The sequence below is a fragment of the Lacibacter sp. genome (genome assembly GCF_035299325.1).
GTDB lineage: Bacteria > Bacteroidota > Bacteroidia > Chitinophagales > Chitinophagaceae > Lacibacter.
The window spans coordinates 31,082-53,094 of record NZ_DATGWT010000037.1 but is presented as its reverse complement, the minus strand read 5'-3'; the positions used below and the strand labels follow the sequence as shown (position 1 = coordinate 53,094).

The following is a 22,013-nucleotide window of genomic DNA, read 5'->3' as shown; positions in this document are numbered from 1 at the left end:
GATATCGATTAAGCACAAACGAAACTCTTTAAGCCTTAAAAACTAGTTAATGAAGTATATTAAAATATGCGTGGTACTCTGTGCGATTGTCTCTTGCTTTACCCTTAAGTTAAAAGCGCAGGATGTTCCCCAGGTTAACATCACGTCAGTTGTTTACGATGATAAGGGTAAGCCCGTTTCCGGAGTACTGGTGTCAGGTAACGAGGGCAAAACCGTAGCTTATACGGATAATGCCGGAAAATTTTCGATTACAGTACCTGCAAATTCTGTGCTGGTGTTAACCGCCAAGGGTTTCAGAATTCAAACATTGAGAGCTACGGCAATACCGGCAAGCATCAGCCTTGCAGTAGAAAATGGATCGCAGGAAGAAGTTTACCTTCCTTTCAGGAAGATTCAGAAACAGGATGTGTCAGGTGCTATCAGCATTTTAAACCCGGATTCATATATTGATCGGGACTTTAACCTTAACGTTGAAGGTGGTATGAATGGAAGGGTAGCCGGTTTATTATGGAGTAATAATATTTGGGGATTGGAGAATGCGATTGTAATGATTGATGGTGTACGCCGTGAATTTAGCGATATCACTCTTAACGAGGTAGAACAGATTTCTGTTTTGAAAGGAGTAAACGCTGTTGCACTTTATGGTAGCCAGGCAGCGAAAGGCATTATTTTCATTACGACAAAGAAGGGTGTAGCAAATGGTCGTAAAATCGGCGTGCGTGTAAACACAGGTGTTGCCACTCCGAGTGCACTTCCTAACTACCTGAATTCTGCTGATTACATGACATTGTATAATGAGGCACGCCGTAATGATGGCCTTGCAGATCTTTATAGTGCCACTACCATTCAAAATCATCGTACCGGAAATACTTTTCGTTTTCCAAGTGTAGATTATTATTCCTCACAGTACCTGAAAAAATATCAGAATTTCACAAATGCGAATGCTGAATTTTCAGGAGGAAACAGTAATGCACGGTTTTATTCAAATGTCGGTTGGTCAAACAGTACAACCTTGCTGAATATCGGCGAAGGTAAAAATGAAAATGACAATCGTTTGAATGTAAGAGGTAACGTCGATTTAAAGCTGAATGATAAGATTTCGAGTTCTGTTTATGTATCAGCGATTTTTAACGAAAGCCGCCGGGCCCGTGGTAATTATTGGGGCAATGCTGCTTCATTATTACCTAACAGGTTTACTCCGCTTATCCCAATAGATCTGATATCCCCCAACGATAAAGTGTCTCTTGGAATTGCAAATGCAAGTCGTAACCTGATCGACGGTAAATACTTACTGGGTGGATTACAAAGTTTTCAAACGAATCCCATCGCCGACCTGTATGTTGCCGGCTATGATATAAATATCAGTCGTGTATTTCAGGTAACAAATGAAATCAATGCTGATCTCGGTTCGGTGTTGAAGGGTTTATCTTTTCATACGTTGTTCAATTTAGATTATGCAAATTCTTACCTGCAATCGATCAACAACACCTACGCAGTGTATAACCCTATTTGGAGTGCTACTGCCGATTCATTATCCCTGAGCACGAGCCAGAGATTTGGTGCAGACGCCCGTCCGGGTACGCAGAATATTAATAACTCTGCGCAAAGACAGAACATTGGTTTTTCTACCTGGTTAAGCTATGACAAAACGATAAACAGTAATCACAATATTACTTCGAAGCTGTTGGGTTATACCTCATCTACTACTGTAAATGATATCTATCAGCCAATTACCAATTCGCATCTCGGTTTGCAGGTTGGTTATAATTACAAGCATAAGTATTGGGCCGATTTTAGCGGAGCTTATGTAAACTCAACAAAGTTACCGGATGGTAACCGCACAGGTTTTTCTCCAACCATGAGCTTAGGATGGTTAGTTAGCGGAGAAAACTTTCTGAAAAATTCAAAGGCAGTAAATTATTTGAAATTGTCTGCGTCTGCAGGTATTCTAAGTACCGACCTCGATATCGCCGATTACTATTTGTATAACGATATTTATCAAAGAGGTGGATTTTTTACATGGAACGATGGTGTAGCAGGACAAAACCAAACAACGACTTCTCGATTTGGTGCGAGTCCTAATCTTTCATTTCCACAGCGAAAAGAGTTGAATGCAAGTTTGGAAGGAGCTTTGTTTAATAATCTGCTGACTTTTCAAACAACTTTTTTCAGGACACAAATGGCTGGTCTTCTTACACAGCGTTTTTCACAGTATCCAAACTATTTCAGCACGTTCATCCCTTATACCAACTACAATACAAATCAACGTACCGGTTTTGATTTGATGCTGAATGTTGATAAGAAGTTTGGAGATGTTCAATTGAATGTTGGAGCTGTCGCTACTTACTCACAATCAAAAGTTACAAAACGTGATGAACTGTTTCTGGATGATTATCAAAACAGAACCGGTAAACCTGCTGATGCCATATTTGGTCTAGTGAATGATGGCTTCTTTATGGATCAAAACGATATCAACAGCAGCCCACGACAATTGTTCAGTGAAGTAAAACCAGGCGATATTAAATACGTAGATCAAAACGGTGATAACGTGATTGATGGCAGAGACGAAATAATGATCGGTCGTTACATTGCGCCTTTTACTTACGGAATCAACTTCACCGTTGGATATAAAAACTTCAGCCTGTTTGTGCTGGGTACAGGAAACAACGGGGCTAATGGTATTACCAATAACAATTACTATTGGGTAAGCGGTGATCTTAAATATTCCGAAGTTGTACAGAACAGGTGGACAGAAGCTACAAAAGCCACTGCCACTTATCCCCGCCTCAGCTCACAGCAGAATAACAACAATTTTCGCAATTCCGATTTTTGGTTGTATAAAACTGACCGGTTTAACCTGAGCAAAGTGCAGCTTACTTACAATTTTTCTAATAGAATATTACGTAGCGCATTTGTAAAGGATCTGGTAGTGTACGTTTCAGGTGCCAATTTGTATACGTTCTCGCAAAACCGGAAAATTCTCGAGTTGTCAGTTGCCAGTACACCTCAGTTCAGGAATTACAATATCGGAATCAGAGCCAAATTTTAAAGTATGATCTCACGTAGTAAAATGATAAACATGTTTAAAAAATTACTGATACTTTTTGTTGTTGGTTTAGTGCTGGTAGGGTGTAAAAAAACACTCGCTCCACTTGACGATAACCATCGCACACTGGAAGATATTTATGGTGATCCTTATTATGCAGAAGGCATATTGATGAATGCCTATACAAGACTTCCAACAAATGGATATTCATTTAACGAAGTAGCCACCGATGATGCAGTAACCAACGATAAGTTTAATCCGCTGCTGAATATGGCAACGGGTTCATGGTCTGCTGCCAACAACCCCGTAGATCAATGGAATAATTCTTATACTGCCATTTTATATTTGAATCTGTTTCTTAGGGAGGTAGATAGTGTAAACTGGTCGCCTACCAGTAAAGATGTGCGGACTTTATTTACCGATCGTTTGAAAGGAGAAGTATACGGGTTAAGAGCACTCTTTATGTTTAACCTGCTTCAGGCACATGCGGGTTACACTGCCGGCGGTGAGTTATTGGGTGTACCCATTATAACCGAAGCGCTTGAAGCGAATTCTGATTTCAGAAAACCACGTAATACGTTCGATCAATGTGTACAGCAGATCTATACTGATCTTACAGAGTCTGAAAAATATTTACCACTCGATTATGTGAATATTACTGCCGGACAATTACCTGCAAAATATAGCAGCATGGCGGTGGCAGATTATAACCGTGTGTTCGGAACATTCAGCAGACAGCGTATTTCCGGACGGATTTTAAAAGCGATAAAAGCAAGAACGGCATTGCTGGCTGCAAGCCCTGCATATAACCCGCAGGCAACTGCCAGCAAATGGGAAAATGCAGCAAATTATGCAAGTGAAATTCTTAATTTGAATGGAGGCATCAATGGTTTAGATCCTCAAGGGGCTTTGTTTTACACCGCAGCGAATGTAAATGCAATTAATATCAATCCATCTGCCGGTGCACCAATTGAACAGCGGGAAATGTTGTGGAGAGGTAATATTGTTAACACAAATAATTTAGAGATCAATAATTTCCCTCCTACACTTTTTGGAAACGGAAGAGTGAATCCAACACAAAATCTGGTTGATGCATTCCCGATGGCCAATGGATTGCCAATTACAGATCCTGCCAGTGGTTATGTTGCAACAAATCCGTATGCCAACCGTGACCCGAGATTAAGAAACTATATCGTAGTAAACGGTGGTACTATTTCAAACAGAACGATTTTCACGAAAACAGATGCGCCTACTAATGATGCGGTGAACATACTTCCTACATCAACAAGAACCGGCTACTATCTGCGTAAATTACTTAGAGAAGATGTAAATGCGAATCCTGCTTCGAGTTCAACGCAAAAGCATTATCCTGTTCACATCAGGTATACAGAAATATTTTTGATTTGTGCTGAGGCTGCGAATGAAGCCTGGGGACCCGATGGAACAACTACACATGGACTCTCTGCCCGCAACATCATTGCAGCTATCCGGAAAAGAGCAGGAATTGCACAGCCGGATAACTATCTGGCATCCGTTACTACAAAAGAGGGTATGCGTGATTTGATTCGTAATGAGAGAAGATTAGAATTATGTTTTGAAGGGTTTCGTTTTTGGGATCTCCGTCGTTGGAAAGCAAACCTCACTGAGCCCGCAAAAGGAGTAACTATTAACAACAACGTGTTTAGCATACAGACTGTAGAAAACAGACAATATTCAAATGATATGTACTATGGTCCTATTCCGTTAACCGAGGCGTTAAAAGCCAACCTTCAACAAAACAAAGGGTGGTAACACCTATCTATAATTATTAATGCTTAATAATATGAAACGAGTTTTTTTAATATCTTTTACGTTGCTCTTGATAGTAACTGCCTGTAATAAAAAATGGGAGTTTCCAGACTACAAATACTCAACTGTTTATTTCCCGTATCAATCACCGGTAAGAACGCTTGTACTCGGAGAAGATATTATTGATAACACATTGGATAACCAGCGCAAGTTTTTGATCATGGCCACAATGGGTGGTGTGTATGAAAACAAAAAGAATATCACACTTACAGTAGCCTTGGAAAATACACTTGCACAAAGGCTGAAGTTTGGTTCTGCAAACGGTAGTGATGTTGTTGCCATGCCCAGTAACTATTACGTTCTGCCGCAAGACATGAAGATTGTTATTCCTGCAGGCAAAGTAATGGGTGGACTTGAAGTTCAGTTAACCGATGCGTTTTTTGCTGATCCACGGGCTATTAAAAATACATTCGTAATTCCCTTGAAGATTCTGTCTGTTGTAAATGCAGATTCTGTTTTGAGAGGTTCAACCACAAAACAATCTCCAGATCCCCGTTTGGCAAGCGATTGGGGTATTGCTCCAAAAGACTTTGTTCTGTATGCTGTTAAATATGTAAATCCTTACCACGGTGTTTACTTACGCAGAGGCGTAGACGAAGTAAAGGGTGGTGCCGGTAATACCGCATTAGACACAACAGTTGTGTACCGCAATGCTTTTGTTGAAAAGGATGAAGTATGCAATCTTTTTACCAAATCATTGATGCAGGATAGTATTTCCCTGAACGCTAAGAATAAAGGTAATATCAATGCTCCTTTTCAGTTAGTACTGAATTTTGATAATACCGGCAAGTGTACAGTTGCAGGACCGGCTTCAGCCAGTTACACGGTTAGCGGCAATGGTACATTTGTAAAGAAGGGCGATATGTGGGGTAATCAGAAACGAGATGTATTGCATCTGAAATATCAAGTCGATTTTGGAACAACTGTACACAACTTTACCGATACGTTGGTGCTGCGTGACAGGGGAGTAAAATTTGAAACGTTTACTCCTTTCGTGTACTAAAAAATTTCGAAAGCAGAATTAACAGATCCTTGTTTCTATTGCAATGAGCAATAGAGCTGTTAGCATTTTGCTTATAAATTCTATTCAGAACAAATCAATTTCAAAAAAAGCATGCGCACAAAGTATTTAAATATTCTCTTCGTTGTTTTCGGCGGCATTACATTCTTGAATTGCAGTAGTGTTCAGAAAACAACAGGCGCATCAGGCACACCTTCGCTGAAAGCAACTTTTAAAGATGATTTCTTCATCGGTACTGCATTGAATAATGCACAGATTGAAGAAAAAATTCCCGGCGCAGCTGTTTTAGTTCCCCAACAGTTTAATGCAGTAACACCTGAGAATATCATGAAAGCTGAGGTGATGCACCCGGAATGGAACAGATATAATTTTGACCTTTCTGACAAACTGGTTGCTTATGCCAAAAAGCATAACATCGTTGTGAATGCACATACATTGATTTGGCACAGTCAATTACCGCCATTTGTTCGTCGAATGAAAGATGCAGATTCGGTTCGTTTATTTTTTAAAGAACACATTAACACCATTGCCGGCAGATACGATGGCCAGGTGTATTCGTGGGATGTGGTGAATGAAGCATTGAATGAAGATGGCACAATGCGTAAATCTATTTTTCTTGAAAAGCTGGGAGATGATTTTGTTGTAGAAGCTTTTCGCCTGGCACAGAAAGCCGCACCCAACACAAAGCTTTACTACAATGATTATAATATTGAACAACCCAAAAAAAGAGCAGGTGCTATTGCGCTCATAAAAAAAATACAGGCTGCCGGTGTACGCATTGATGGTGTGGGTATTCAAGGACACTGGCATGTAAAAAACATTCCGTTGAAAGATATTGAGCAAAGTATTCTTGAATTTTCTGCGTTGGGTATTGATGTAATGTTTACTGAACTCGATGTAAGTGTATTGCCTAATCCCCGTGACATCGTCGGTGCCGATGTAAATCAACGTGCCGAATACGAGGCAAAGCTGAACCCTTATACAGCAGGGTTGCCTGATTCTATGCAGGTATCGCTCGCCAACGGATACGAAGATATTTTCCGTTTGTTTTTAAAACACAAGAATAAAATCAGCCGTGTTACTTTTTGGGGTGTCGATGACGGACAGTCCTGGCTCAATGGTTTCCCTGTTCGTGGAAGAACCAATTATCCACTGCTCTTCGATAAAGAGTTTAAACCTAAACCTGCTTTTTATAAAGTCATTGCATTAAAAAATAAAAATAAATAGACTTTTCCCTGCTTTATTCTGCAGAGTCTATTGAATATACTGTAAAGAAGTTTATATCTCGCATAGCAATCGATAGTTAATCGTCCGCCGTTTCTACAGCGGACTTTGCTTTAATGACAAATCAATAACAGCACAACTTCATCGTTGATCATTTCAGCGCAACTATAATGTAGCAGGCAGGAAGTAAAACAGTTCTTCCATCAAATCCGATAAAGTTTTGATAACATCCTGTATTCAACAATAAGATTGCGTATGATAGCATTACGAAAAGTAGACAGATAATAATTTTAATAGCAACGTAACTACATCGATCAAGAACAAAAGCATAACCGGTTTTATTTCATTCATGCACCTTAAAAAATTATGGGGCAGTAACAAGATGCCAACAATAGCATTAGTCAAATGTGACTAGTTTTGAAACAGTACGAAGGTCGCTTTCCAGCGGCCTTCCTTTTTAATTTAATTGAGGGATTACCAAATCGATTGCCCGGCTCAATGAACTAAGCTGTTCAAATGAATGCAGTCTGGAAAGACGCTTAGTAAAAATGAAAAAGGACAAACCGAATCAATTTTCGATTTGTCCTTTTTATTCGTGCCCGGGACTGGATTCGAACCAGCACGTCCTTTCGAACACCACCACCTCAAAGTGGCTTGTCTACCAATTTCAACACCCGGGCTTTAAGGGCAGCAAATGTAAAATGAAAAGTGCAAAGTGAAAAATTAAAAACAACCAACAACTTTCGGCTAATGGCTACCTGCTTCCACTTACTTCTTCAAAACAATCCTGAACGTAGTGCCTTTTCCCGGCTCAGAGTGTTTTACGTACAGTTGTCCTTTATGGTATTGTTCAATAATACGTTTGCTCAGCGACAAACCTAAACCCCAGCCACGTTTCTTGGTGGTAAAGCCCGGCTTAAACACACGGTTGATGTTTTGCGATACAATCCCTTTGCCCGTATCCGTTACATCAATGATGATGGTGCGTTCTTCCTCATGCATATCAACTGTAATATTTCCTTTTCCATCCATCGCATCAAGCGCATTCTTCAGCAGGTTTTCAATAACCCAATCGAAGAGCGGGGGAGAAACAGCAGCGATCATATCCGCTTTGTTCTTCTTCACTTCCAGGTGAACTTTTCCGGTTGCCCGTTTGCGGATGTATTCCACCATTTCTTCTACTTGCCGAACTACATTATTCGGTTCTAATTGTGGTGTGCTGCCGATCTTTCCAAAACGATCACTCACCAAACGTAACCGTTGTACATCTTTCTCGATCTCAGTTGCAATTTGCGATTGTGCATTTTCTTCTTTCAACATTTCAACCCAACCCTGTAACGATGAAACGGGTGTACCCAATTGGTGGGCAGTTTCCTTGGCCATACCGGCCCACACCTGGTTTTGGGTTGATTTGTTTCTGATCTGCAAAGAGAAAATTGTAATGATGATGAACAGGGCTACAATAAACAACTGCACCATTGGGTAATAACGCACCTGTTGCAGCAATACAGAATGACCGTAATAATATTTATTTATGAGCAGCGGATCTTTGCTGATCTCCAGAATGATGGGTTGATTCTGACCTTTGAATTCTTTTAGTTTGGAAGCGAGGTAACCTGGATTGTCTGCAATTTTTGCACTGTCGATATTAATATAACTGACGATGCTGTCTTTCTCATCTGTTTCAATAATGGGTATTGACTTCTGTTCGTTACGAATGAGTGAAGGGAGTTTTGTATCGGCATCAATTGGTGCCATGATCAGGAATTTACCTGCTTCCACCCATTGCTCTACTTTCAACCGTTCATCAACGGCAATTTTATCGGCGAGATAGTTCGAATAGAAAATGGTACCGGTTACAATGCCAATGGCAATAATTGCCAGTAATGTTCGCCAGTTAAAATATTGACCAAGCATGCCCTAATTTAGACAAGGTTTCACTCTCAACCGCTATTTTTGAAAAAATATTTACCACACTTGCAAACCCTCCCGTCTGTTGCTGTTGTTATTCTTAACTGGAATGGAAGAAATTTCCTGCAGCAGTTTCTGCCTTCTGTATTAGCATCAACGTATGGTAATCTGCGGGTGATCGTTGCTGATAATGCATCAACAGATGATTCGGTGCAGTTTGTACAACAAACATTTCCTTCGGTTGAAATATTAACCAGTAAAGAGAATTATGGATTTGCAAAAGGATATAATTTTTTTCTGCAACAGGTAAAGGCCGATTATTATGTGTTGCTGAACAGTGATGTGGAAGTAACGAAGAATTGGATCGAACCAATTATTGATTTGATGGAAGCAGATAACACCATTGCAGCCTGTCAACCAAAACTGCTGGCATATCACCAGAAAGATACATTTGAATATGCGGGTGCAAGTGGTGGGTGGATCGACACATTGGGTTATCCTTTTTCACGTGGCCGTGTGTTTGATGTGTTGGAAAAAGATAACGGACAATACAACGATGCAGTGCCTGTTTTTTGGGCAAGTGGCGCTGCACTGTTTATCAGGTCACAATGTTTTCATGAGATGAAGGGATTTGATGAATTCTTTTTTGCCCACCAGGAAGAGATCGATCTGTGCTGGCGATTACAGCGGAGTGGATATAAAGTATATGTATGTCCACAATCAGTCGTGTATCATGTTGGCGGTGGCACCTTACCAACTGGCAGCAGCCAAAAAGTATTCCTCAACTTCCGTAACAACCTCGTGATGATCTGCAAAAACCTGCCTTGGTCTGAATTATGGTGGAAGTTTCCGTTGCGGGTTGGGTTAGATGCAGTATCTGCCTGGAAAGAATTGCTCAGCGGCAAACCAGGCTATTGGCTGGCGGTAGTACAAGCTCATTTTGCCTTTATTAGTTGGGTATTCAGGCCAAAACAATCTTCTTCCAACGCATATCCCCGTTTAAAAACTATGTACCGGGGATCGGTTGTATGGCAGTATTTCATCCGGAAAAAGAAGATTTTTTCTGAAATTGTAAAGCTTGTCTGAAGGGTTGTAACACATCATCCCTTACATTTGCAACTGTAAAAACCTCACTAATATGGCTCAAGAGATCATCGACGAAAAGCAAAAAGATATCACCAGCAATTGGGTAACATCATCCCGCTTCCTGTTTTATGTACAGGTGTTTTGTATTGCAGCGTTTTTGCTGGGTGGATGTTACAAATTGTACAGCTACCGTTATAAAGGAAAGCCGGAGGTGCAAATACCAGAAAGCACGCTTTATAATCCCAAGTATAAATAAGAATCAAGTCATTATAAATGATCCCTTCAGCAACTGAAGGGATTTTTTTTGAAGATTTTTTGCTCTCTTTTTTGTCAATTAATAGAACGTCCCTTACATTTGCACCCCAATCGTTCTTTTACAAGCGGAAGTAGCTCATTTGGTAGAGCACGACCTTGCCAAGGTCGGGGTGGCCGGTTCGAGCCCGGTCTTCCGCTCACAGTCCCGCTCTCATGCGGGATTTTTTTTCACCTTACTGGAGACACAGGTGTTGAAAAAGCTGGATCTTAAAATATTTTTACATCACTTGCCCCGGTGGTGGAATTGGTAGACACGCAGGACTTAAAATCCTGTGACCCGCAACGGTCGTAACGGTTCAACTCCGTTCCGGGGCACAACTAAAGCAACGAAAGTTGCTTTTTTTGTTTATAGCATGTCTTATTTCGTTTACATACTTTATTCTTCTAAGTGCAACCGTTACTATATCGGTTACTCAAATGATGTTCAGGAAAGAGTAATGCGGCATAATGCAGGGAAAGTAACGGCTACACGAAACTGCCGACCATATGAACTAAAAGCGAGTAAATCATATGAAACAGAATTAGAGGCGCGCCGTGAAGAGATACGGTTAAAAAAAATGAAGAGCAGGATTTATCTCGAAAGCTTAATTAACGGTAATTGGTAGACACGCCCCGATTTTAAATCGGGGTGACCCGCAACGGTCGTAACGGTTCAACTCCGTTCCGGGGCACAAAAAAAGCGACGTTCTTCGTCGCTTTTTTTATTTATATCAATTTCAGATTTTATTTTAGTTTTTAGGTAGCATTAAGTTCATCATTGACCATTCACCATTGCCAATTGACTATTCATACCTATACGTCACATATCCCATCAACTGCTTCTGTTTACTGAAACAACTCTCTTTTGTTTTCAATCCCTGCGGATTATATTGATAGCGCCAGGTAACATAATCACTGCCGCCACTTTGCACAGAGATCATTTGCGTAAGCAAAGATTGTTCGTTGTATTCATACACATAGTCGGGCAACAAACGGCGTGCACGATCATTAAAGCGTACAATATCTGTTAAACGGTTTTGTGCATCGTAATAGTAGTACCAGTTTTGTGTTTCCTTTCCTTTTGCGGTAATGATCTCTTCACCCACATTTCCTTTTTCATCAGCTTTAAATTGTATAAACGAAGTGTCGGTTCCGTTTTTGATGCGCAACATCGAAACAGGAAATCCGGTTGAATCGTAAGTGTATTGATGGCGCACTGTTTCTTTTGTTTTGTAAGCATATGCCTGCGATACATTTTCAACAACTGCTAATCGTCCAGCAGCATCATAGGTATAACTCGAAACATTCAATGTTGTGTTACTGCTATCGGCACTGCGTATCAATTGACCTTTTGCATTGAACTGTGTTACCAATACCGATTGCATGGTGGCCATCGTTTGACTGAATGTTTTAATGATATTGAAGGATGGATTTATTTCCTGGAAGCAGATGAACTGTTCAACAGGTTCGCCGGTTCCTTCAAACGACTGCAACACCACTTTACGCACTTTGTTGGCTTTATATTGTTTGATCTGCTCCATTGTTTGGCGTGTACTGAGGATGTCTTTCTGATAGTACTGGCTTTGGCCGGCAAAAGGTAAGAGGGCAAGTAAAACGAAGGCGGATATTAGTTTGTGCATCATGTGTGGCAAAGATATTCCTGAAATAAGAAACGTATGGGTGAATCTTTTTATTTTAGCCAAAACTAAGGCTATGTCGCACGGCGAGGGAAGGAAAGAAAAAAACTGCTTAAACTGTAATGCAAGGGTCTTTGGCCGTTATTGCCATGTCTGCGGCCAGGAAAACGTTGAGCCAAAAGAAACAGCCTGGCATCTCGTGGTTCATTTCTTTAACGACATTACCCATTTTGAAGGGAAGTTCAGTAAAGCTATCCGTTACCTTTTGTTCCGTCCGGGTTTTTTACCTGCCGAGTATGCCCGTGGCCGCCGCATGAGTTATATGAACCCTGTTAGGATGTATGTGTTTACTTCTGCTTTCTTTTTTATCATTTTCTTTTCGTTGTTCAAAATAGATGATAGTGCCGTTGCGTTGAGTTATGCCAAACTGGAGCAACGGTTCAAAGACAGCGATGTGAATTTTGATGTGAACTTTATTTCAGGTGAGATCAGTGTAGGAAAACAGAGTGTTGGTAATCTCAACAGGATGGATAAACTCAATGAGCAGCTGATCGATTCGCTCATCAGGGCAAAAGCACAAAAGAAAGATTCAACACAGGCAGGAGATTCGGTGACAAAGAAAAGACCAAGAGCCTTGTTTGATTTTAATGGAAAGTTTGAATCTGTTGAAGTATATGACTCTACTCAGCGAAGCTTACCTGCAGAAGAAAGGGATGGTTGGCTTTCAACATTGGTGTTCAGAAAAGCAGCACGCATTAATGAGAAGTACGGCAAAACTCCCGGGCTTGCATTTGCACGAATTAGTGATGTGTTCCTGCATAAGTTGCCTACCATCTTTTTTGTATCATTACCCTTGTTTGCACTCATACTTTCGTTGTTATACATCCGCCAGCGCAGGCAATTTAATTTTGTGAACCATGCCATCTTCAGCATCTACTATTATATCTTCTGTTTTCTGTTGATGCTGATCTATTTTGCTGCAAACAAACTGGGTAACATGACGGGCTGGAGTATTTTCTTATGGTTGCAGATTGCTTTGGGTCTTTACTTGTTTATTTATCTCTATAAAGCCATGCGTAACTATTACCTGCAACGCAGGGCCAAAACCATCATCAAATACTTTCTGCTTAACTTCATCTTTTTCATAGTTGTTACTTTTCTTTTTGTTGGATTTTTAATTTTCTCAGCGTTTAATATTTAAATTATGCAAACAGCAACGGCCGATAGTTTTCTCCGTTTGGTAAAGATCATGGATGAACTGCGGGAACAATGCCCGTGGGACAGAAAGCAAACCATTCATACGCTGCGTCAACTCACCATTGAAGAAACCTATGAACTTACTGATGCAATTTCAGGGGAGAACTGGAAAGATATTAAAGAAGAGTTGGGCGACCTGATGTTACACATTGTCTTCTATTCAAAAATCGGAGCAGAGCAGGGACAGTTCACCATACCAGAAATGATCAATGGGGTTTGTGAAAAGTTGATTGCACGTCATCCGCATATTTACGGCGATGTAAAAGTCGATGATGAAGAAGATGTGAAACGCAACTGGGAAAAACTCAAGATGAAAGAAGGAAAAACTTCTGTTTTGAGTGGTGTGCCCAAAGGATTACCATCGATGGTAAAAGCCATCCGCATACAGGAGAAAGCTAAACAGGTTGGGTTTGAATGGGAAAATAAAGAACAGGTGTTTGAAAAAATAGAAGAGGAGATCAATGAATTAAAAGAAGTGGTGCAAACAGCTGAGCAGGAGAAAATAGAAGAGGAGCTGGGCGATGTGTTCTTCTCACTGGTGAATTATGCACGGTTTTTGCAGATTGATGCTGACCATGCGCTGGAACGTACAAATCAGAAATTCATACAGCGGTTTACCCAGATGGAGCAGGAAGCGATCAGTGAAGGAAAACAGCTGACACATATGAGTCTGGAAGAGATGGACGGTATCTGGAACCGCATCAAACAGAAAAACAGGGAAGCACAATAATATCTTGAGCCACATTACAACCATCCGCAACTTCATTTTCAAAAATGGCTACCTGCTTATTTTGGCCGGTTGGTTACTTACATTCTCTTATCTTTTTCAATATTACTGGTCGTACACTTCGGCACCTGTGCAGGTGAAAAAAACGTTACAGAAAGCCATTAATAAACGGGAAAATGATTTTACAAAAATTCTTGCTGATACTGCTTTACTGCTCGATTTGAAAAAGGGACGTGCAGAAAAGCAGGAAGTGATGAAGTTAATCAGTAAAGATTACTTCATCTTTATTGCTTCTGATGGTGCCGATGGTTTTCAAACACGCTTCTGGAATACACAAACCATTTTGCCAAATATTGAATTGTGGCAACGTGCAAATGGTATCTGGTTCGAGCAACTGATCAATGGCTACTATACTGTATATAAAGAAACAGTGAAACTGGGTGACGGCTCGTTTTGTTATGCGATGGCACTCATTCCCGTAAAGTGGAATTATTTTGTTCCCGCCAGTTATCTCAGTAACAGTTTTACTTATCTCGAAGGGATTGAAAAATATTACTCTCTCAGTGATGTGCAGCAAACAGAATTGCAGGTAAAAAGTACCGATGGTACAGGTCTGTTCTGGTTAAAAGAGCAAACTAATTTTCCGCAACCGCTGAATAAAACGACAGTTATATTACGATTGCTGGCGGTGTTTTGTTTCTTAATGTTTCTGCATAAAACAGCTGCGGCTCTTGCAAATAAGTATTCATTTCTTGTAGGTTTGTCTTTTCTTGTTGGCGCAATTATCATCATACGAACATTAAGTTATTATTTCCCGGTGCCGTTGAATCTGCGTCAGTTTAATTTGTTCGATCCTGCTGTATATGGTTCTAATAATATTCTTCGTTCCTTAGGCGATCTCTTTATCAATTCATTTTTATTGTTGTGGGTATTGTTGTTCATACGGCGGTATGGACGATCAGCAATACTGTTGCCGTTAAAGATCAACGACAAAGTTGGATTGGCTGTTACAGCAGTACTTCTGTTTACATTAACCATTCTGTTTGGAAATATTATCCGGAGTATGGTTGCTGATTCACAGATATCATTTGACGTTACGAATTTTTTCACACTCACTGTTTTCAGTTTTGCAGGGTTTAGTATCCTTGGCTCACTTGCATTGAACTATTTTTTATTGGCCGATTGGTTGTTTGGTTTCCTCAAGCGTTACAGCAATGGCAAACTCCAGATCCAGGTACTCGCCTTAACTGTTACCGGCCTGGTTTACCTCACATTTACCATCAGTTCCATTGCAGTGGTATATCATCTTATTTTGCTTGGATGGTTGTTGCTGTTGTTGATCTTAATGAACAGAGAAGGTTTGCAGTTGAGGTTCCTGCCATCAAATGGCCGGGTGATCTTCTGGCTGTTTTTCTTTTCTGTATCATTAACGCTTTTACTCATTACAGAAAATGGTCGTAAGGAATTGCAGAAGGCTACAAGTATGGCTGAGAAACTCAGTCTTCAGACCGATCCATCTGCAGAAAATCTGTTAAGTATCGCACTTCGCAATTTCAGACCTGAATTTCTTGACAATGAGTTTTACCGGTTCACTACTTCCGGTGGCAATCAGTTTTTAAAAGACAGCCTGATCAGCGAAAACTTCAGTGGATATCTTAATAAATTCGAAACAGAGATCTACACTTTTACCGGAGGAGAAGAACCGGAACCATTATTTAATATTGATTCAATTTCATTCAATACTCTCAACACTGTTTATAAACTGCAAAGTAAACCAACGAGTGTGCGAGACTGGCAGTATTACGAGGAGTCGTTTGATAAGTTCTATTACATTGCACGCAGGGATGTAACCGACAGGGAAACAAACCAGGTGATTGGTTATGTATTCATTATTTCACGCCCCAAACGTTATGCTGATGAAAAGTTTTATCCTGAACTTTTTTCCAGGACATTCAATTTGCTTCCCGATGATATGCCTTCCTATGCGTATGCCATCTACAAGAATAAAGAACTCATCAGCAGCGTAAATGATTATCCTTTCCCCATACATCTCAACGACACAAAGAAGGCCCGTTTGTTAATTGAACAGAAAAAGAAGAATGGTTATTCTGAATTGTGGTACAGTACTTCAAAAGATCTTACAGTAATTGTGGTGAAACCACAAAACAGGTTGCTGGAAGGAATTACCTTGTTTGCTTACCTGTTCTGTGTGTTCCTGATCATGCTTGCACTCTTCAGGCTTGTACAATATGTTCTGCAGTTGGGCATTAAACCTGAAAAGTGGAAAGAACACCTGCAGCTTACTTTCCGCACACAGGTACACACAACCATCATTGGTATCAGTATTTTTTCATTCCTCATCATTGGTGCATCAACCATCTTCTTCTTTATTAACAGGCATAGCCGTATTAATAAGGAACGGTTATCGAGAACAATCGGCATCATGCGTACAGAAGTTGAAGTGGCCTTAAACAATCATGCAGTTTTTGATGATGTGTTGAAAGCATATGATGATGCTGCATCAGCTGAACTCCAGGGAAAAGTTAACCGCATTTCAGAGATACATGGGGTGGATGTAAATATTTATGATCCTGCAGGCAACCTGCGTTTATCATCGCAACCTTATTATTACAACAAAGGATTACTGAGCCGTAAAACAGATCCGTTGGCGTATTATAAATTATCGCAGGAATATCTTGTACAAACAATTGAAGACGAAAAAGTAGGCAGCCGCTCTTACATGAGTATTTATGTGCCTGTTCGTGATTCCGACGGACAAACCTATGCGTACCTCAACATTCCATACTTCACATCTCAGAATGAATTGAAGCAGGAGATATCGAATTTTCTTGTAACACTCATTAACCTGAATGCTTTTGTTTTTCTTATTGCAGGATTGGTTGCATTTTTTGTAACAAGCCGCATCACTAATTCGTTTGCTATCATCAGTGAAAAAATGAAAGAGATAAAGCTGGGTAAAACAAACGAAGCCATTGTATGGAACCGTAATGATGAAATTGGTGAACTGGTGCAGGAATACAATCGAATGGTAAAGCAGCTGGAAGAGAGTGCTAACTTACTTGCAAGAAGCGAACGTGAAGGTGCGTGGCGTGAAATGGCAAGACAGGTAGCCCATGAAATCAAGAATCCGCTTACGCCTATGAAATTAAGTATCCAGTATTTGCAAAAAGCAGTTGATTCAAATTCGGCCGATGCAAAAAGCATTTCGCAAAGTGTGGCAAAAACATTGGTGGAGCAGATCGATTATTTATCAAACATCGCATCTGATTTTTCCAACTTCGCCAACATTGGTAATCCACGCATGGAAAAAGTAAACCTGGTTGAGTCGGTACAATCGGTGGTTGATCTGTTTAATATGCATGAAGATGCACATATTGCTTTCAACACAAATGCAGAGACAGCTTTTGTTATGGCCGATAAAACACAGCTCAACCGTTTATTCACCAATCTTACACGTAATGCAATTGAAGCAGCACCTGCTGATGAAACAGCGCTTATAAAATTACAAATAGAAGTAAGCGATAGAAAAGTAACGGTTGCAGTTACTGATAATGGGCAAGGCATACGCCCCGACTTACAGGATAAAATATTCTATCCCAATTTCACAACCAAAACATCCGGTACAGGTTTGGGTCTCGCCATGTGCAAGAGTATAGTAGAGCAGATGAAAGGAGAAATATGGTTTGTTACCGAACAGGAAAAAGGCAGCACCTTTTTTGTGGAACTGCCGGTTATTCAATAATCACAATTTGAAAATTGCATATTGCCAATTGACTGTTTATTCTTTTGGTTCTGTTTGTTTCAACAAATGATCTTCAATAATTTCTTTAAATACTTTCTTTGGAAAAGCACCCGGCTGCATCATTGGATCTCCATCAACAGGGATAAATAAAAAAGTAGGAATACTCTGTATACCAAATACAGCAGCCAGTTCCATCTCTGCTTCTGTATCTACTTTGTAGATCACGATCTTTCCTTCGTATTCTGTTGCTAACTCTTCAAGTACCGGTGCCACCATTTTGCAGGGGCCACACCAATCAGCATAAAAATCAATGATGGCAGGAACAGAGCCGCTGTATTTCCAATCCTTTTCCGTTTCGTAATTAAAGACCTTGTCTTTAAAATCCTGTGCGGTGAGTTTGATAGTAGCCATAATTTGAATAATATAAATTTCATGCAAAGTTATTGATCATAACTGCATCTTGAGTGACAAATGTTACGCTTAAAAAGATGGGATAACTTAATAAGCTGTCCACCCTCCATCAACTGTAATAACGGCACCGTTAATAAAACCTGCATCATCTGTTGCAAGGAACAAAGCGGCATTTGCAATATCAGATGGTTCACCTGTTTTGGCGTTCAATACCATGCCGCTCATGATGCGGTCATTAATAAGTGGCGTGATCTTATTCATGTCAATTGTATCACCAATATTTGTATTGATAGCACCGGGTGCAATGGCATTGCAACGTATTCCTGTTTTCGCATACAGGTAACCTGTGTTTTTTGTAAGACCAATCAATGCATGTTTGCTGGCGGTATAAGCAGCACCTGCTCTTGCACCTTGTAGCCCGCCGATTGATGCGATGTTGATGATACAGCCACTGCCTTTTGCAAGAAAAATTTTCACTGCACTACGCATAGCTTTCATGGGGCCGGTAACGTTTATGTTCATCACTTTTTCCCACATGCTGTTATCAAGTTCTGCAACCGGGGCAAAATGATCCATGATGCCTGCATTGTTTACCAAGATATCCAACGTGCCATAAGTTGTAACAGCGGTATTGATCATACGTTCAATATCTTCTTCCAAAGCCATGTTGCATAGCAGTGTTGTAACATCTCCACCCTGGCCGGTAATTTCCTGGTGAAGTAATTGTAAACGTTCGGAATTAATATCAGTTGCTACTACTTTGCAATCTTCAAATGCAAATAAAAGGGCAATGGCTTTGCCCATGCCTGAACCTGCTCCGGTAACCAGTGCAGTTTTGCCTGCTAACTTTTTCATTGTTCATATTTTAAAACAGACAGCAACTGATTTTTTCGATGAGTTCAGCAAGCTAATTCCTGTTGAAATAAAAAACAATGACGAAGAAGATGATTGTGGTTAGGAAAATTAAACCCGTTCGTAGTTCATAAAAGCCACCCCTGATTTGGAAGTACTGATTTCTTTTAAGTTGAGATCGATTTTATTTTTGACAGTTGAAAAAAGCGGTTTGCCTTTACCTAAAATAACAGGATAAACTGCAAGCTGGAATGCATCAACAAGACCTTCATTCATAAAACTGCTGATGAGGCTGCCGCCACCATAAAGCCAGATATTACTTCCCGGCTCCTGTTTAATTTCATGCACACGTTCAGCTATTGCTGAGCTGATGAATATTGCTTTTCCATCTTCTGCAGGATGATTTGAAAAAACATATTTCGTTTTGCTGTGCACGTTTTGCCATAGATTTTTTTCTGCGGTGGTCGCATTGCTGTCCGGTTTATATTGTCCCCACAGGTCATAACTTATTCTGCCATAAAAAACAGCATCAACAGTTGCAAGAAATTGATCAAAGACAGAACCTTCACCCATTTCAGCAGCAGCATCATTGTTGATCCAGTCAATTTCTCCATTTGGACCTTCAATAAAACCATCAAGTGTTACAGCAACATTTACAATAATTTTCCGCATCTCTTTTTATGTTAATTGGTACATATCGTTATTGATCATTTCTCCAGTCCCAAACTACAACGATCCATTTGCTGTTGGCAGGATCTGTGTATGAATATATTTCCCTGAAGCCAATTCTCTTATGCGCCTGAAGCGAACGTTTATTTGTGCTTGCTATTTCAGTTATGGCAAGTTCATACTTGCTGCTGTAAAATTCTTTATAAGCTGCATAGCAATTGTCGAAAATACCCTGTCCACGATAGGACTTGGCAACACAAACCTGGCCAACAACAATATAATGAAGAGTTGAAATGATCTTTCCTTTATAAACGATCTGATCAAACACATCAAACATCGGGATCAGCACAGGAATATCAAATCTGGACTGTTTGGTCATAGCCAATACATAACCAATAACAGTTTCATCATCTTTTGCAATCACGTGTTTCTCAAGATCATTCATTTGCTTCAGCATATCATACCTGTGATGTACCGTTACAAAACCCTGGCTTTCTGCTTCATCAGGAACTAAACTCTTTGCTAAGTTCACCTGCTGAAGTGATAATATTCCGTCCAGTTCTTCTTTTGTAGTTGAAGTGGAATAACTGATCATGTGTTTGTGTATACGGTAACAAAGCTAAAGGGTATGCACGTTTTTTTGTAATTATCGATGCCTGTAAACCAAATTTCTCTTTGTGGCATTATAATTGGCTTAGTAATGAAAATAGATGCCATGAAATGAGGCATAAAATTTCCGTGCTATGATACTAAATGGCGATGAAAATTTTAAGCCGAATTCCATTTGGCTGCATGTTTAAAAAATATACAAATGAAAATAGTTGGAATTATTCTGATCGCAGCCGGCATTTTAATGCTGGTATTTAAGGGGTTCAATTTTACACAGGAGAAGAAAGTGGTAGACATTGGTCCGTTAGAGATCAATGCAAAAGAAAAGAAAACGGTGGCCTGGCCAACTTATGCCGGCATAGTTGCACTTGTTGCAGGTGTTGCCTTAGTAGCTTTAGATAAGAAAAAAGCAGGCTGAGAAGTGGTAGTGTAGAATATAAAGACATAGAGCGGAGGTATTGGCAGGAAAAGAAATAAAAATATATGTACTTATTGCAGGCTACTACGGTTTTCAATTGGAAAGAGATCTTGCTGGGCAGCCAACCCTGGAGTTTTTTACCGGAGGTGATACTGCGCACGATAATCATGTTTGTCATTCTTTTTGTGAGCCTGCGTTTGTTGGGAAAGAGGGGAGTAAAACAACTATCGATTTTTGAACTGGTGGTCATTATCAGTTTAGGCACTGCTGCGGGTGATCCCATGATGTATAAAGACGTGGGTGTGTTACCGGCACTGCTGGTTTTTGCAGTGATCGTGGGACTGTATAGTTTGATCACTTACTTTATCGGGAGAAATAAACACTTTGAGAAAATGGTGGAAGGCAAGCCGGTTTATCTCATTCGTAACGGTTTTTTTTCGATCGATAATTTTTCAAAAGAAGTGCTGGGGGAAGATGAATTTTTTGCTGAACTGCGGATGCAGGGTGTTTCACAATTAGGACAAGTGGAAGAAGCCATCGTAGAAAGCTCCGGTAATATCAGCATCTTTTACTATCCGGAGGAGGCAGTAAAGTCTGGACTGCCAATTATGCCCGATTCATTAGAAAGCGGACAACAGGAAATTAAAGAGCGTGCTCATTATGCCTGTACCTTTTGTGGTTTCACCCAACAGTTGAATCCTGCAGCCAATGCTATTTGCCCGGAATGTAAAAAAACGAAATGGGTAAAAGCCAGTAATAAAAAACGGATCCGGTAAAAATAATGCTGTTTCGTAACAAGGGGCTGACACCGCTTCGTCATGCATAAACAAACCATTGTAACTATACTTTATTAATCTCAAAGAATTGATCAGACACAATTCCGCATTCACCATTCAGCGGCACTTTCATAAAAGGATAGAACTCGTCTCTTTGCATTTGTAATTGTATCGATTAAGTTCGTACTTCACTTTGTTCGTTGCTTCATGAACAAATTAAAAATACTTCTGATTTATATTAGCAAGAATTGATGCCTGAGAATGTAACCCATTGAACGTTTCCATATTTTATTTTCTTTACTATGAATAAAGGGCACCATCACACAACTATGATGTTCAATTTTCATGAATCTGCAAGTTCAATGAACGTTATTTACATGAATAGAGTTTGATTATAGGTTTCTTCTATCTGTTTGTACAGATTATGAACCAGAACTGTAATATTTGTGTTATTTAGGTGAAGA

Annotated in this window: 18 protein-coding genes and 3 tRNA genes; 14 read left to right on the top strand and 7 right to left on the bottom strand. The window is 40.0% G+C overall.

The genetic code is table 11. The features are described from left to right. Positions 1–49: 49 nt before the first annotated feature. From VK159_RS19745 to VK159_RS19730, 4 genes are all read left to right on the top strand, one after another. Positions 50–3,049, top strand: coding sequence for a SusC/RagA family TonB-linked outer membrane protein (locus VK159_RS19745; protein WP_324231895.1), 3,000 nt, complete (start codon positions 50–52; stop codon positions 3,047–3,049). Between the two features lie 30 nt (positions 3,050–3,079). Then, on the top strand, positions 3,080–4,837 hold the full coding sequence (locus VK159_RS19740; protein WP_324231894.1) for a RagB/SusD family nutrient uptake outer membrane protein: 1,758 nt from the start codon (positions 3,080–3,082) through the stop codon (positions 4,835–4,837). 31 nt (positions 4,838–4,868) lie between these two features. Next, complete coding sequence (locus VK159_RS19735; RefSeq protein ID WP_324231893.1) at positions 4,869–5,897, top strand: DUF5627 domain-containing protein; 1,029 nt, start codon at positions 4,869–4,871, stop codon at positions 5,895–5,897. Positions 5,898–6,008: 111 nt separating this feature from the next. Further along, on the top strand, positions 6,009–7,142 hold the full coding sequence (locus VK159_RS19730) for an endo-1,4-beta-xylanase (RefSeq protein WP_324231892.1): 1,134 nt from the start codon (positions 6,009–6,011) through the stop codon (positions 7,140–7,142). 593 nt (positions 7,143–7,735) lie between these two features. On the opposite strand, the gene VK159_RS19725 is transcribed toward VK159_RS19730, so the two are convergent. Both VK159_RS19725 and VK159_RS19720 read right to left on the bottom strand, forming a co-directional pair. Further along, positions 7,736–7,819, bottom strand: a tRNA-Leu gene (locus tag VK159_RS19725). Positions 7,820–7,907: 88 nt separating this feature from the next. Beyond that, positions 7,908–9,056 carry a HAMP domain-containing sensor histidine kinase gene (locus tag VK159_RS19720; protein ID WP_324231891.1) on the bottom strand — a complete coding sequence of 383 codons (1,149 nt, stop codon included), beginning with the start codon at positions 9,054–9,056 and terminating at the stop codon, positions 7,908–7,910. Between the two features lie 39 nt (positions 9,057–9,095). On the opposite strand from VK159_RS19720, the gene VK159_RS19715 reads away from it, so the two are divergent. From VK159_RS19715 to VK159_RS23705, 5 genes are all read left to right on the top strand, one after another. Beyond that, positions 9,096–10,136: a glycosyltransferase family 2 protein gene (locus VK159_RS19715; protein ID WP_324231890.1), complete on the top strand. Its 1,041-nt coding sequence runs from the start codon at positions 9,096–9,098 to the stop codon at positions 10,134–10,136. 52 nt (positions 10,137–10,188) lie between these two features. Further along, positions 10,189–10,392: a hypothetical protein gene (locus VK159_RS19710; RefSeq protein ID WP_324231889.1), complete on the top strand. Its 204-nt coding sequence runs from the start codon at positions 10,189–10,191 to the stop codon at positions 10,390–10,392. A 124-nt stretch (positions 10,393–10,516) separates the two neighbouring features. Continuing rightward, a tRNA-Gly gene (locus VK159_RS19705) sits at positions 10,517–10,589 on the top strand. Positions 10,590–10,680: 91 nt separating this feature from the next. Next, positions 10,681–10,766 (top strand) — tRNA-Leu (locus VK159_RS19700). 38 nt (positions 10,767–10,804) lie between these two features. Next, positions 10,805–11,056, top strand: a complete 252-nt coding sequence (locus VK159_RS23705) for a GIY-YIG nuclease family protein (protein ID WP_414672833.1) — start codon at positions 10,805–10,807, stop codon at positions 11,054–11,056. Positions 11,057–11,233: 177 nt separating this feature from the next. On the opposite strand, the gene VK159_RS19695 is transcribed toward VK159_RS23705, so the two are convergent. Continuing rightward, entirely contained in the window at positions 11,234–12,073 is an 840-nt protein-coding gene (locus VK159_RS19695) for a hypothetical protein (RefSeq protein WP_324231888.1), read from the bottom strand. 70 nt (positions 12,074–12,143) lie between these two features. Here VK159_RS19695 and VK159_RS19690 point away from each other — a divergent pair, with 70 nt between their 5' ends. From VK159_RS19690 to VK159_RS19680, 3 genes are read left to right on the top strand one after another with little or no spacing between them, the layout of a single operon-like run. Then, the gene (locus VK159_RS19690; RefSeq protein WP_324231887.1) at positions 12,144–13,268 is read left to right on the top strand and encodes a DUF3667 domain-containing protein; all 1,125 of its coding nucleotides are present in this window, start codon (positions 12,144–12,146) and stop codon (positions 13,266–13,268) included. Positions 13,269–13,271: 3 nt separating this feature from the next. Then, on the top strand, positions 13,272–14,054 hold the full coding sequence (gene mazG, locus VK159_RS19685) for a nucleoside triphosphate pyrophosphohydrolase (RefSeq protein ID WP_324231886.1): 783 nt from the start codon (positions 13,272–13,274) through the stop codon (positions 14,052–14,054). A gap of 4 nt (positions 14,055–14,058) precedes the next feature. Beyond that, positions 14,059–17,814 carry a sensor histidine kinase gene (locus VK159_RS19680; RefSeq protein ID WP_324231885.1) on the top strand — a complete coding sequence of 1,252 codons (3,756 nt, stop codon included), beginning with the start codon at positions 14,059–14,061 and terminating at the stop codon, positions 17,812–17,814. A gap of 36 nt (positions 17,815–17,850) precedes the next feature. Here the strand turns inward: VK159_RS19680 and trxA are convergent, their stop codons facing one another. The 4 genes from trxA to VK159_RS19660 all read right to left on the bottom strand — a co-directional run bounded on the left by trxA (position 17,851) and on the right by VK159_RS19660 (position 20,341). Continuing rightward, complete coding sequence (gene trxA / locus VK159_RS19675; RefSeq protein ID WP_324231884.1) at positions 17,851–18,225, bottom strand: thioredoxin; 375 nt, start codon at positions 18,223–18,225, stop codon at positions 17,851–17,853. 87 nt (positions 18,226–18,312) lie between these two features. Then, entirely contained in the window at positions 18,313–19,080 is a 768-nt protein-coding gene (locus VK159_RS19670) for a glucose 1-dehydrogenase (RefSeq protein WP_324231883.1), read from the bottom strand. Positions 19,081–19,188: 108 nt separating this feature from the next. Beyond that, a complete protein-coding gene (locus tag VK159_RS19665) occupies positions 19,189–19,749 on the bottom strand; it encodes a dihydrofolate reductase family protein (RefSeq protein ID WP_324231882.1) in 561 nt (186 codons plus the stop codon). Between the two features lie 28 nt (positions 19,750–19,777). After that, a complete protein-coding gene (locus VK159_RS19660; protein WP_324231881.1) occupies positions 19,778–20,341 on the bottom strand; it encodes a GNAT family N-acetyltransferase in 564 nt (187 codons plus the stop codon). 216 nt (positions 20,342–20,557) lie between these two features. Between VK159_RS19660 and VK159_RS19655 the strand changes: the two genes are divergently transcribed. Both VK159_RS19655 and VK159_RS19650 read left to right on the top strand, forming a co-directional pair. After that, entirely contained in the window at positions 20,558–20,773 is a 216-nt protein-coding gene (locus VK159_RS19655; RefSeq protein WP_324231880.1) for a hypothetical protein, read from the top strand. A gap of 65 nt (positions 20,774–20,838) precedes the next feature. Beyond that, positions 20,839–21,549 carry a DUF421 domain-containing protein gene (locus VK159_RS19650; protein WP_324231879.1) on the top strand — a complete coding sequence of 237 codons (711 nt, stop codon included), beginning with the start codon at positions 20,839–20,841 and terminating at the stop codon, positions 21,547–21,549. Positions 21,550–22,013 lie beyond the last annotated feature (464 nt).